The 12988-nt window shown below is 64.6% G+C and carries 10 protein-coding genes and 2 pseudogenes; 3 read left to right on the top strand and 9 right to left on the bottom strand.

Annotation, left to right across the window (positions count from 1 at the left end; all coding sequences use genetic code 11):
- Window positions 1-121: 121 nt before the first annotated feature.
- The 6 genes and pseudogenes from PGN27_RS08030 to PGN27_RS08005 all read right to left on the bottom strand — a co-directional run bounded on the left by PGN27_RS08030 (window position 122) and on the right by PGN27_RS08005 (window position 5905).
- Window positions 122-1852, bottom strand: a complete 1731-nt coding sequence (locus tag PGN27_RS08030; protein ID WP_335325673.1) for a sodium/solute symporter — start codon at window positions 1850-1852, stop codon at window positions 122-124.
- The gene (locus PGN27_RS08025; protein WP_036461847.1) at window positions 1849-2232 is read right to left on the bottom strand and encodes a hypothetical protein; all 384 of its coding nucleotides are present in this window, start codon (window positions 2230-2232) and stop codon (window positions 1849-1851) included. Before PGN27_RS08025 ends, PGN27_RS08030 begins: the two co-directional genes overlap by 4 nt.
- Window positions 2225-3004 (bottom strand): LytR/AlgR family response regulator transcription factor, encoded by a 780-nt coding sequence (locus tag PGN27_RS08020; RefSeq protein WP_335325672.1) that lies wholly within the window; start codon window positions 3002-3004, stop codon window positions 2225-2227. Before PGN27_RS08020 ends, PGN27_RS08025 begins: the two co-directional genes overlap by 8 nt.
- Window positions 3001-4216 (bottom strand): annotated as a pseudogene (locus PGN27_RS08015) (sensor histidine kinase). The gene PGN27_RS08020 and the pseudogene PGN27_RS08015 overlap by 4 nt, the downstream one beginning before the upstream one ends.
- Window positions 4217-4243: 27 nt before the next feature.
- Entirely contained in the window at window positions 4244-4558 is a 315-nt protein-coding gene (locus PGN27_RS08010) for a DUF732 domain-containing protein (protein ID WP_335325671.1), read from the bottom strand.
- A 108-nt stretch (window positions 4559-4666) separates the two neighbouring features.
- Window positions 4667-5905, bottom strand: a complete 1239-nt coding sequence (locus PGN27_RS08005; RefSeq protein ID WP_335325670.1) for an amidohydrolase — start codon at window positions 5903-5905, stop codon at window positions 4667-4669.
- A gap of 72 nt (window positions 5906-5977) precedes the next feature.
- Between PGN27_RS08005 and PGN27_RS08000 the strand changes: the two are divergent.
- The 3 genes and pseudogenes from PGN27_RS08000 to PGN27_RS07990 all read left to right on the top strand — a co-directional run.
- Window positions 5978-6085 (top strand): annotated as a pseudogene (locus PGN27_RS08000) (HhH-GPD-type base excision DNA repair protein); the annotation flags it as partial.
- 11 nt (window positions 6086-6096) lie between these two features.
- Window positions 6097-7746 (top strand): recombinase family protein, encoded by a 1650-nt coding sequence (locus PGN27_RS07995; RefSeq protein WP_335325669.1) that lies wholly within the window; start codon window positions 6097-6099, stop codon window positions 7744-7746.
- Window positions 7747-7861: 115 nt separating this feature from the next.
- Window positions 7862-9376 (top strand): bifunctional DNA primase/polymerase, encoded by a 1515-nt coding sequence (locus PGN27_RS07990; RefSeq protein WP_335325668.1) that lies wholly within the window; start codon window positions 7862-7864, stop codon window positions 9374-9376.
- 7 nt (window positions 9377-9383) lie between these two features.
- Here PGN27_RS07990 and PGN27_RS07985 read toward each other — a convergent pair whose 3' ends face one another.
- From PGN27_RS07985 to PGN27_RS07975, 3 genes are all read right to left on the bottom strand, one after another.
- Window positions 9384-9893, bottom strand: a complete 510-nt coding sequence (locus PGN27_RS07985) for a hypothetical protein (protein WP_335325667.1) — start codon at window positions 9891-9893, stop codon at window positions 9384-9386.
- A gap of 5 nt (window positions 9894-9898) precedes the next feature.
- The gene (locus PGN27_RS07980; RefSeq protein WP_335325666.1) at window positions 9899-10447 is read right to left on the bottom strand and encodes a recombinase family protein; all 549 of its coding nucleotides are present in this window, start codon (window positions 10445-10447) and stop codon (window positions 9899-9901) included.
- Window positions 10448-11336: 889 nt separating this feature from the next.
- Window positions 11337-12395, bottom strand: coding sequence for a hypothetical protein (locus PGN27_RS07975; RefSeq protein ID WP_335325665.1), 1059 nt, complete (start codon window positions 12393-12395; stop codon window positions 11337-11339).
- Window positions 12396-12988 lie beyond the last annotated feature (593 nt).

Below are 12988 nucleotides of genomic sequence, written 5' to 3'. Positions count from 1 at the left end.
GCGTATTGAGACTCACATCACATTCGAAGCGTCATCCGAGGTCAACCTGTCGGACGCCGGATGCGCTGCGGTGAACGGCGCGCTGACCACGATGAGCGGTTCGGTGCCCGGCGGGCCGGCGTCATGCGCCGGGCAGGCGCTCGATTCCCAAGCCCAGACGTTCGGGCACGTGCATCCTGGCGAAGATCTGCGCGACGCCCGGGGTGGCCTTGGTGAATCGGCTGACCAGGATCATCGTCGCGAAGGCCACCGGCACGCTGACCGCCGCCGGGTAGCCGATCATCACCGCGGGCCAGCCACCGAGCGCGTGCTCGTCGACGGCCCCGGTGATGGCCACCAACACCGCGCCGCCGCAGACCATGCCGCCGACGGCCAGTCCGCAGGCGGCCCCGGTCGCGGTCAGGCCGCGCCACCAGATGCCGAGCACCAGCAACGGGCACAGTGTGGAGGCGGCGACGGCGAATGCCAGGCCCACCGTCCGGGACAGTTCCAGGTCGGACACCAGCAGCGACAACGGAATCGGGATGAGCCCGCCGATGACCGCGGCCACCCGGAAATCGCGGACCCGGCCCCGCAGCACATCGGTGGCCAGCGCGCCGGCGATGCTGACCAGCAGTCCCGAGGATGTCGCCAGGAACGCGGCGATGGCACCCGCGGCCACCAGGGCGGCCAACAGCTCGCCGAAGATGCCACCGATGGCCGCGCCGGGAGCCAACAGCACTGCGGCGTCGGCGGTTCCGGTGATGAGCAGTTGCGGCACGTACAGGCGCGAGAAGACGCCGAGCAGGATGGGGAACAGGTAGAACAGCGACAGCAGGGCGATCACCGCCAGCGCGGTCCGGCGGGCGGCGCGTCCATCGGGGTTGGTATAGAAGCGCACCAACACATGCGGCAGACCCATAGTGCCCAGGAACGTCGCGATGATGATCGACAGCACCTGATACAGCGGGTGCTCGCCACCGAGTCCGGTACCCGAGGCGATCCATTCGCTGCCGGTGCCCGGGGTGCCCGCGACCACGGGCGTTGCCGCGCCGGCGGCCAGGGTGAGTCGGGTGTCGGCACCGAGCGTGTGCTGCCCTGGGGTGCCGAAACCGCTGTCGCGCACGGCGTTACCGTCCAACTCGCCGGTGATGGTGATACCGGCCGGGTCGATCACCTGGACCACCACGTCGGTCTCGACCAGCACGGTGGTCTGCTGCTCCACACTCGGTGACAACGGCCCGCCGAGTTCGCCGCGGTCACTGAGGAACAGGCCGAGCAGCGCCAAGGCGGGGATGGCGACCGCGGTCAGTTTGAGCCAGTACTGGAAGGCCTGCACGAAGGTGATCGACCGCATGCCCCCGCCGACCACATTGGTGATGACGATGGCACCGACCAGTATCGGGCCGATCCACACCGGCATGCCGAGCAGCGTTTTCAATGCCAGCCCGGCACCTTGGTACTGCGGGGCGAGGTAGAACAGGCAGACCACGACCACCACGAGCATCGCAACCTTGCGCAGACGCGGTGAGCCCAGCCGGAACTCGGCGAAGTCGGGCACGGTGTAGGCGCCGGACCGACGCAGCGGCGCGGCGACGAACAACAGCAGGCCGAGGTAACCGGCGGTGAAGCCGACCGGATACCACAGTGCATCGGCACCGTACTTCGCGATCAGCCCCGCGACACCCAGAAAGGATGCGGCGGAAAGATATTCACCGGAGATCGCGGCCGCGTTCCAGCGCGGTCCGACGCTGCGCGAGGCCACCAGGAAATCGGAGGTGGTGCGCGACAGCCGCACCCCCCAGCTGCCGATCGCCACGGTGGCGATCGCCGCGGCCAGCAGCGCGGCCGCCGTCAGCGGTGAGCCGGTCACGGTTCGCTGTCGACGACGCGGACGAAATCGCGTTCGGCCTGCTCGGCCAGGCGCACGTAGAGGCTGCCGACCGCGTAGAGCATGGGGAACGCCAGGATGGCCAGCAGCAGCCAATTCAGCCGCATCCCGAGCACGGTCAGGTCGGGAAGTGCGGCGGTGAGCACCAGGATGCCGCCGACCGCGCACACCACGACCACGCTCAGGCGCAGGGCCAGCCCGAGTTGCGCACGGACCAACCCGCGCACCAGGGCGTCACCGACCTGGGTCTGCTCCTGCACCTCGACGCGGGTGCGGACCATCCGCGCGCCGCGCCGGTGGGCCAACACCACACGCTGGCGGGCACCGGCGGGCCGGGTATGGGGCGTCGGGCGCTCATTCATCGGCGCCCGCCGGTTTCAGGTTGCGCATCGGGTCGCGGACCAGCCGGTCGCGCAACTCCCGTGCCTGGCGCCGGCTCACCGGCAGCTCCACCGCCGGTGAGGACCCGTTGGCGCGCAACCGGACCAGGACCGCACCGTCGGCGGTGCGCAATCCGGTGACCATCCGCAGTGACACCAGATAGGACCGGTGGATGCGCTGGAAACCGTGATCGCGCCAGCGGGTCTCCAAGGTGCTCAACGGTATTCGCACCAGGTGCGCGCCGGTGGCCGAGTGCAGCCGGGCATAGTCGCCCTCGGCCTCCACCCAGCCGATGCTCTCCCTGGGCACCAGGTGGGTGATGCCACCGAGTTCGGCAGGGATGACATCGGAATCGTGGGCGTCCTCGTCCGGCGCGTCGGTGGTCCTGGCGGTGGCCACCCGTCGCACCGCCTCGTCGAGGCGGTTCTGCCGGATCGGCTTGAGCAAGTAATCCAGCGCGCCGACATCGAAGGCCGCGACCGCCTTGTCATCATGGGCGGTCACGAACACCACGGCGGGACGATGGGCGAAATTGGTCAGCACCCCGGCCAGCTCGATACCCGACAGGCCCGGCATGTTGATGTCGAGGAAGACCGCATCGATGGTGTGGGCGTTGAGCTCGCGCAGCGCGGAGGTGGCATCGGACGCGGTGTGGACGGTGGCGATATCGCCATGTTCGCCCAGCAGGTAGGCCAATTCGTCCAGGGCGGGCGCCTCGTCGTCGACGGCGAGCACGGTCAGCTCGGCGCTCACCCGAAACCACCTCCGTCGGCCCGTACGCCGGACCGGAATTTCGGTACCCGCATGATGACTTTTGTCCCCGCTCCGATCGCCGTTTCGACCACCAGACCGTAATCGTTGCCGAACGCCGCGCGCAGCCGATGGTCGACATTGGTCAGGCCGACGTGTGCGGACTGATCGTGTCCGACGGACGGGGTGCGTTCGGCCAGCGCGTCACCAGGCCCGGACCGCAGGGTGTCGGGATCCATTCCGGCGCCGTCGTCCTCGACGGTGATGACGCAGTCCGAGCCGGCGTCGTTGGCGATGATCTCCACCGAACCGCCGCCCCGCCCGGCCAGGCCGTGCCGGACCGCGTTCTCCACCAGCGGCTGTAACGCGAGGAACGGCACCACCACATTGAGCACCTCGGGGGCCACCTGCAGGCGCACCGTCAACGCGGTACCGAACCGTGCGCGCTCCAGCGTCAGGTAGCGGTCGATATTGCGCAGCTCCTCGGCCAGGGTGGTGTACTGCCCGGCCGCACGGAACGAGTAGCGGGTGAAATCGGCGAATTCCAGGATGAGTTCGCGGGCGCGGGTCGGGTCGGTGCGCACGAATGAGGCGATGGTGTTGAGTGCGTTGTAGATGAAATGCGGACTGATCTGCGCGCGCAGGGCCAGCACCTCGGCCTTGTCGAGGCGGGCGCGGGAGGCGTCCAGCTCGGCCAATTCGATTTGACTGGCGGCGTAGCGGGCCACCTCGCCGATGGCGCCGAGCATGCCGGGTCCCGGTGTGCCGGTGGTGACGACGACCAGCACCCCGAGGACATCGCCGGCCTCGGCCAGCAGCGGTTGGGCCACCACCGTCGTGGTGTCGATATCGTCGAGAACCCGGCGTTCGCCGGCGATGGAGGCCGCGGCGGCGGTCGCCGCGGTGTCGCCGACGCTGCGCCGCCAGATGAACTTGTCCTCCGGGTCGGCGGCGAGCAGCTGTCCGTCGCCGTCGAACAGGGCGACCCCGTCGGTGCCGGTGAGATCGCGAAGGAACGGTGCTGCGGTGGCGGCCGATTCGGTGTCCAGGCCCCGGCGCAGGGCCCGTGCGGCGAGCGAGGCGGTGTGCAGCGCGGCATGCACGGCCCGCTCGGTGGGCGTGGCCACCACGCGCCGGTGTGCGCACCACGAACACCGCCGCGAGCGCCGCCAGCAGCAGCGTCGCGGCCAGCGCGACCGTGAGCTGACCCGACATGGTGGCGCCAACCCTATGCCGTGGGGACTACTGAACGGGGCAGGCGTACTTCCTGGCCACGTCGAACACCCGCTCCTGGGCGCCGGGGCCAACCGCGCCCTGGGCGGCGAGCTCCAGACCGATGTAGCCGGGCAAGCCGCCGACGCATGCCTGGTGCATGGCGCGCCAGGCGGTGTCGGGGTTGAGGTTGTAGCCGTTGCGCTGCAGGCCGGCCATGTACTCGTCGAAGGCAGGGGTGCCCTGGTCAGGGATGGCCTGGGCGTTGCCGGCGAACGTGATCGATGCGGCCGCGGCGATGGCGGCCGCGGTGACCGTCAGCAGCGGTGCGATCCCGCGTCTCATGGCCGTCTCCTCCGGTTGTGTGCTGGTCAGGACATCACAGTCGCATAAGGTGCCGAGATCGTCTGCCGAATCGCCTTTATGGAGTACGGGCGCCGGCGCCGACGGGACCTACGTCGCCAGCCATGCCAGCGCGGCGACAACGAGGGCCTGGGTGCCGGTGTCCAATGTGGGCTGGATGACGGGGGCGAATGTCGGTGAGTGATTGACCGGGATGTCCTGGGCGACACGGCCGGAGTCGACCGCCTCGCGGTACAGCCGTTCGTCGATGCCGCCGATACCCCAGAGGGTATACGGCGCGCCGAGCGCACGGGGGAGGTCGCTGAAGTCTTCGCTGGCCGCGCCGGACCCGATCGGTCCGTGCCGCTCGCCGAAGAACTCGGCGAAGGCGTGGCCGACGCGGTCGGTGACCGTTTCGTCGTTGACGGTCGGCGGGAACCGGTCGTACAGCTCGAAATCGGGTTCTCGAGGAGAATTCGATGCCTGGCATTCGGCGGTGACGACGCGCCGGATGGCGGCCAACACGGCGTCGCGGACCCCGTCGTCATAGGTCCGCAGGTTGACCTCGAGCACCGCGCGGTCGGAGATCACGTTGCTCTTGCTCCCGGCGTGAATGGAGCCGACGGTCAGGACTACGGTGTCGGTGGCGGCGACCTCCCGGGACACGATGGTCTGAAGGCGCAGCACGATCATCGCCGCGAGGACCACGGGGTCGACCCCGGCCTGCGGCATCGAGCCGTGCGCGCCACGCCCGTAGACAGTGATCCGGATGCTGTCGGCGGCAGCGAGAAACGGGCCGGAATGCGTGGCGGCCCGGCCTGCCGGTATCGGGAAAACATGTTGGGCCAGCGCGACATCCACCGGGGGCAGAAGATCGACCAGGCCGCCCTCGACCATGCCGCGGGCACCGTCGCCGGTCTCCTCGGCGGGCTGAAAGAGGGCGATCACGGTCCCGGACCACTGTGCGGTGGCGCCGGCGAGCAAGGTCGCGGCGCCGAGCAGGCAGGTGACATGCACATCGTGACCGCAGGCGTGCATGACGGGCACCTCGCCGCTGCGCACGGTGCTCGCATAGGGAAGGCCGGTGGACTCCTGGACGGGTAGCGCATCCATATCGGCGCGCAGCAGCACCGACCCGCCGCTGCCGTTGCGCAGGATGCCGACGACCCCGGTTCCTCCGATCCGTTCGTGCACGTCGTAACCGGCGGCACGCAATCGGTCGGCGACCAGCTGCGCGGTGCGGTGTTCGTGATGGGACAGCTCGGGGTGCCGGTGCAGATCGCGGTAGAGGTCCTCTTGCCAGGCCCTGATCTCGGGGAGCCGTTGCAGCACCGCGGTCGCCGCGCTCATGTCTGCCAGTCTGGCAGGAGTCGGCGCGCTGCCGGCGCTTCTGGCCAAATTGGACGTCGTAGGCTTGCCGGTATGACCGGGAATCTGTGCCTGACCCAAGATCCAGCGTCGGACGCGTTACTCGAATCGAACCCGTTCGCGCTGCTGGTCGGGATGATGCTGGATCAGCAGATCCCGATACGATTGCGAACGTGGCAAAACAAGCGTTGCGCGCTCTCGTGGGTGCCCGTGTCTCAGTAGTACAAGGGCCGCAGAAGGTCTCGCATCTGGTGCAGTTAGAAACGGCTACGAAGTGGGCCGAGGCCAGGGGCTACGAGATCGTCGGCCAGTTCGAGGATCTCGGCGTATCCGCTGAGAAGCGACCAGAGGACCGGCCAGACCTCGGGCCGTGGCTCACCGACGAGGGCGCGGCCTCCTGGGACGTGATCGTCTGGTCGAAGATGGACCGGGCTTTCCGCTCTACTGCACACTGCGTCGACTTCGCCCGGTGGGCCGAGGAGCGGCACAAGATGGTCGCGTTCGCCGACGACGGGCTGACGCTGGACTACCGGCCGAAGGGGCCAGGGGAGACCAAATGCATCGACGAGATGATGGCGGAGCTGTTCGTCTACCTCGGTTCGTTCTTCGCCCAGCTGGAGCTGAACAGGTTCAAGACCAGGGCGCAGGACGCCCACCGTGCCATCAGGCAGATGGACCGGTGGGCCTCGGGGGTTCCTCCGCTTGGGTTCAAGGTGGTTGATCACCCGAGCGGCAAGGGCAAGGGGCTCGACACCGACGAGACCGGTAAGGCTCTGCTTGCGTCGATGGCTCGCCGTCTGCTGGATGGCTGGAGCTTCATTCGTATTGCCGCGTGGCTGAACGAGGCGTACACCGACCCTCGTTGCAGCCGCAGCCACGTCCAGGGCTGCGAGTGCCGAGACGAGCCAGCTCTTACGAACATGGACCGGGCTCGGGTAGCGAACGGAAAGCCGCCGAAGGCTCGACCGTGGTCGGTCAACTCAGTGATCGATGGTCTCACCTCTCCGCGGACTCAGGGGCTCAAGATGACGGGTCGAGGGAAGGCGGCGTTGACCGTGCTCGACGCCGAGGGCGAGCCGATCAGGCTGGGGACTCCGACCTTCGACGCCGATACGTGGAAGCAGATTCAGGAGGCTGCCACGCTCCGAAAGATCGGGCAGCGGACACCGAGCAAGACGGCCAACCCAATGCTCGGGGTCGGGTTCTGCGGCTGCACCGGGTGCCCCGCCTGTCAGGGTAAGCAGTCTGGGTTCAGTGGCTCCGGTGAGCCGATCTGCGGAGCCTCGCTGGCGCAGCAGATCACCCGTAGGTCTCTCGCATCAGGCGAGATGGGAGAGTGGCGGTCATACCGCTGCGGTCGAACTCCGTTGAACTGCAATGGGATGAGCGTCAAAGCCGACACTGCTGACTCAGCTCTAGAGGCGTACTTCCTGACGTTGTGGGGTGACGAAGAGGTCACCCGGCGAGTGTTCGTGCCAGGTGAAGACCACAGCGGCGAGCTGGAGCAGGTCAAAGCAACCATTGAGCGGTTGCGGATGGAGTCTGATGCAGGCCTGTTGACCACTCCGGAGGATGAACGGCAGTGGCTGGAGCGGATGAAAGCTCAGGTAGCGAAACGCGATCAGCTCGCAGCGAGGCCGAGCCGTGCGGCTGGCTGGGTCACCGAGGCCACCGACCAGACCTACGAAGAGGTCTGGGACACGGCAGACCATCGACAATTGTTGCTCGACGCCGGCGTCAGGTTCGTGCTGGTGTCGAAAGACCCGTTGAGGTTCGACCGGTATGTGCCGACGTTTGAGCTGGCACCGGACCCATTTGGCTAGATCGGTGCGGAGGAGTATTCGCTCGCCTGGGCGAATCGTCGCCCGGTGACGGTGACGACCCCGCGGCCAACAGCGGATACCGTGGACACCCGATGAGAGCTTTCGCATGCCCCCGATGAAGTACCTCAAGTTCTACCTGGACCGGAAGTGCGTCGTCATGCCTGGCTTCGGGAAGACGAAGAACACCCGCAAGGGGTGCGGCAACTGGACGTGGACGCACACAAGGAACAATGTCGACTGGCTGAAAAAGAATGCCAAGGTGCGGAACGGAACTGGTGGGTTGTTGATCGTCGACGTCGACCCGAAGAACGGCGGGTCCGTCGAGTCGTTGCGGCAGCGATTTCCTGATCTTCCGGAGACCCGGACCGTCCATACCGTCACCCAGCACCGGGACGGGCCCGGCGTGCACCTGATCTTCACGATTCCTCGTGACGTTGTCGTTGCGACGAACCGACCACTCGGTACCGGCATCGATGTTCCTGATGCCGTGATGCTCCCTGGCAGTGTTTATCGCGGTGACGACCGAATAGACCGCACGTACACTTTGGTCGCGGAGGTCGACCCTGCGCCGGCACCGCTGGCACTGATCGCGGCCGTCGACAAGGGCGAAGCGTCGGACGGGGGTCCTACGCTTGTCCATGGGGATTCAGATGGCATCGTTGAGGCGCTGCTGGCGAAGTTCGCTGCTGCTGGACCAGGGGAGCGCAACCCGATATTTACCCAGGTTGCCCTACCGGTTCTCCGTGCCAAAGGTGACGAAGGTGCCGATCTGCTCAGGTATGCGTACTCAGGCGACGACGATGACGAGTTTGAGCGGATGCTTGAAAGTGCGATGCAGAAGGTCGGAATGTCTGGATCGCCGATGTCCCGGCTGCGGTCGCGGTATGTGGACGAGTGGTTGCAGTCGGCTCGACTGGACGCGCGCTACGGGCGGTCGATTAACGCTTCGGACCGCCGGGTGATGTTCGCCGTCGTGTCGATGTGCTCAGCGATAGGTGGAACGACAACGCCACCAGTCAGTTTTCGAGACCTGGCCGTCCGGACAGGCATCGAGACGAAGACAGTGGCAGTGGCAGTGTCGAGATTGATCGAAACAGGCCGCCTTCACGTCGTTAGGGCCGCTGACGATGGTCCTCGCGAATACACCCCAAAAGTGGGGGAAATGACCACAGTTCTTAGTAAGGGAGCAGCACCCATAAGGGCGCTGCTCGTTGATCCACTTCATGATCTCTGGTTGAGTCGCGGCCTTACGGGCCGCCACTCGCATGTCTTGGACCTTGTGGACGTCGGATACCGCAAGGCTTCCCAAGTCGCCGCAGCGGGTGGCATGGGGCGGGACGCAGCGCGGGATGCATTGAAGGCTTTGGTGGATGTCGGACTATTGGCGAAGGAGGGCACGGCGTACACCGTGCCGGACGATGTGGTCGAGGCTGCCGACCGGTTGGCCGTGGACCTTGGGGGTACGGCCAGACGAGCGAATCTGGCCGCACGCATCGCCGAAGAGCGGGCAAGACCGAGGGGTGATGCTGAGCCCGTCGCCGTCGCTGAAGTCATCCACGACGACATCGAGGATGACCGTCGTCGCCGCGAGGAAGACGAGGAACTAATGCGTCAGGTGGGGATTCTCTAGCAGGCCTTCACCCAGTGAAGGCGGTCTCGTACGCCTTGGCTTCGGATGGCTTGAGCTCACCGGCCACCCGCAGGAGCAGGCTACCGTTGACGGTGTTCCATTCCTGGCCGAGCATCGGCATCGACTTCAGCGTCGACTGTATGTAGTCCGCGCGATTCTGAGCAGCGGCCTGATCGGGCCACTGCTCGATCATTACCCCGCAGTCTGTGCCGAGGTCCGTGCATCGTGGCAGTCGGGAGTCCACCAGGATGCTGGCAGCGACATAGCCATTGGGTCTGCCGATCAGGTCGTTCGGGTCGTTGTCCTCGGTGATCTCGATGAGTTCTGCGACTTCAGGAATCGTCGCCTTGATTGACTCAGCGACGCTCTGGGCGGTCGCTGGAGGAGGTTGCACCGCTTCGACTGCGGCGGTGCCTGTGGCCGATGCGCCGCTGCTGTTGGATTGCTTCTGCTCGGGTGCCCCGCACGCTACGCACAACGCCAGAGTCGCGGTAAGGGTGAGCTTGAAAACCAACATTGAGTTCACGCTGCGTAGTTATAGACGGTCTGCCTGCTGATCCCGAAATCCTTGGCGAGTGAGGTCACAGACTCGCCCGCGGCAAGGCGAGCACGAAGATCGTCGGCCTGTCCGTCGGTGAGCGCAGCTTTTCGGCCCCTGTACTTTCCGGCAGCCTTCGCAAGGGCGATTCCTTCGCGTTGGCGTTCGAGGATCATCGACCGCTCGAACTCGGCGACCGCTCCGAGCATCGAGAGCAGCAACGTGTTTATCGGGGAGTCATCGCCGGCGAAAATCAGGTTCTCCTTGACGAACTCGACCTTGATGCCTTGGTGAGTGAGTTCCCGAACGAGCCGCCGTAGGTCTTCGAGGTTCCGTGCGAGTCGGTCCATCGAGTGAACGACGAGCGTGTCGCCCTCCCGGACGTACTCAAGGCACGCGGCCAACTGGGGGCGCTGAGTGTCCTTGCCACTCGCTTTGTCGCAGAACATCTTGTCCAGCTCGACCCCCTCGAGCTGACGATCCGTGTTCTGGTCGACGGTGCTCACCCGCTGGTATCCGATGCGCTGTCCCATGTTCCCGAACTCCTGTGCTCGACTTAACTGTCGAAATGGACTCTAAGGATCCAGTGGACATATGTCAAACAATGCGGATGTTGGCCCTAGATTGACATCTGAGGCCCGCATGGGCGCTGTCCACCACGGGTGTACCCCAAGTGGACATTCGGTCCTCAACGTGGCCGCGAGAGGGCCAATACGGCGCAGTGTGCAGCACCAGGGGCGGCGCCTAGCGAACCGTTCAACTCCGCCGATCTGCTGGATAAGGCTCTGGATCACAAGCGAACCATGCGGGCTGGCGGGGATAAGAGTTACGTTGAACGGGATGAGCAGAGACGAGAAAACCCCGAAGTCTGAGACTCAGAAGTCGCGGGTGGCTGAGAGGGCCGGCCTGGGGTCAAAGCCGTCCGGGAAGAACATTCAGGCTCCGCCCGAAAAGGAGTACAAGCCTGCCTCTGACGGTCCTGCAATCCCGGACCCTTCCCGGATCCTCGCCGGTGAGACTTTCCGGTCGCGGAAACCCAGCGAGTGGAGAGTTCGGCCCCGACGCAAGGACGGCTGAACCCTGGGACGGGTACGTGCCTGCGCTTCGCGACGGCGTTGGGCTAGTTGGGCGCTGTCGAAGTCCGTCATCTCCCTAGCGTGTTCTTTTAGCGAGTCGGTAGCAAATCCGAGGCGCGGCACCGGAACCGGGATGCGGTGAGCAGACTCCGCGTGAGCTACTAGGTCGAGCTGAGTGAGCGCACCCCGCCTGTGCGGAGCTACTGCGCGCTGCGGGGACCCGGCACCCCAGGGGGGTTGCCCCCGCCCCGGGGCGTTTGACCGGTCGGTTATGCGGCCGAACCATTGTGTACGGGTTTCCGAGCTTTAGTCGCCAGCGCTTGCCAAGAATTATTAACCGGTTCGGCTAACCGGTAGAAACAACGGGTTCGCAGAAAAAGCGATGCGGCGGATCAAAGTCAGGGCGATCCAGAATCGTACCGTCATACTCAATCGCTTTGTCGCGATAGTAAATGGCCTCTTCGCGGGACAACTCGGTGGGCGGATTAGTCACACCGCGACGACGAGCATCGAAAACCACAAGATATCCGCGTACCTCCTCGTCCGGCTGTTCGACGCTGTAGCGGTCCAGATAATCGGCCAATTGGGCAGCGCCGCTTTTTGCCCGGGACTGTGAGTAGGTAACCAACTTTGTGCCGCTCGCGCTTGCGCTGTTGCCCAACCACTTTATTTCGATCAGGGCCACCCTGTTGTAGACGGACCACACAACCTTTATGTCGACTGGCTTCGTCTCGTCTACATTTTGTTCGGGCATAATCTGAACATCGTTCTGATCGCGAAGGTGAGAACGCAGAAACCGCTGAAGCGATCGGCGCATGATGTATTCGGGGCCAGGTTGGAACAAAGTCCGTTTTGGGTCGAACCAAGAAGTCGCAAAAGTATCGCATTGTGATTCGCGAATCCAGATGCGCCCGTATTTCTCCAATGCAACGCGGAGCTGACGAAAGTAGGGCAATCCGAAATAGCTGGGCGAAGTGGCAATGCGCGGGACTTCATGCTTGCGTTTATGGCACGCGAGATACTCTTCGTAGGGCTTTACGTATTCATAGAATACGTACTCGCGACCTTCAGGTTCAGCAAAGTCGAGTTTCCAGACCCGGATTCCAGTGCCCTCGAGTTTCACTATCAGAGGGCCTTGTCCATCGTAATAGGTTCCAAGACTTGCCAAGTCATCAAAATACTCAGATGCTGTATCGATCCAAAAATCTTCACTGTCGAGCACTCTCACGACGACAAGTCTGCCAGTCAGCCGCTCGGTAGTTATCGCGCGGTGCACTCGGCGTACAACTTCAATCAGCTCGCGCACGATGCCACCCGAATCTGGACCTAAATCTGAGCTGAGCTCGGCGATGAATAACCGCCTCGCGATATCCGCCATTTCCTCTGGATCAACGTTTATCGTCATAGTTCACCGGAATGGCTGTCGGACTTGCTGGCTTGCTGTGAGAGATAACTTAACCAAACCACTGCTGGAACAAACAAGTCATTGGCCGTCGGAACCGCAGCTGCAAGTGCTTCGAAGTGAGCCATTATTGCTTGCCGGCCTCCTTCGTCTAGCAAAGGGCGCGTGCTCGAGAGAGCTAGCGCGCGACGTAATTGCGGCTCGGCTGAAAGTGAATGACTTAAACCCGACAGAGGAACCGCTACAACGCTGCCGCAGGCAGCGTCCAGGATAGTCCGCCTTTGCCTAAACATCACCAAGCGCCCGTACTGCTCCAGTTCCATCTTTCCTGTGGGCGAGAGGCGGAGGCCATCCGATCCGCTTTCGAGTGTGTGATTGTTGGCCAGAGTTTGAATCGCAGAATCAAGTGCAACGCTAAACGGCGACGCACTGGAAGTCGCCGCAAAATCGTATCCCCAATCGCTAGGTGGAGCGCCGTTGTAGACCGAGAGTAGACAGGCAAGGTAGCCCAGGTGTGCGATCTCGGACTCGGTGGCGCCACCCGTGACGTCTTCGAGCTGACTGCAAATCACCATGCAGTCAAAGACTGCTTCGGG

It is taken from the genome of Mycolicibacterium neoaurum (genome assembly GCF_036946495.1).
GTDB classification, from domain to species: Bacteria; Actinomycetota; Actinomycetes; order Mycobacteriales; family Mycobacteriaceae; genus Mycobacterium; species Mycobacterium neoaurum_B.
This window is presented reverse-complemented; position numbering and strand designations above follow the sequence as displayed.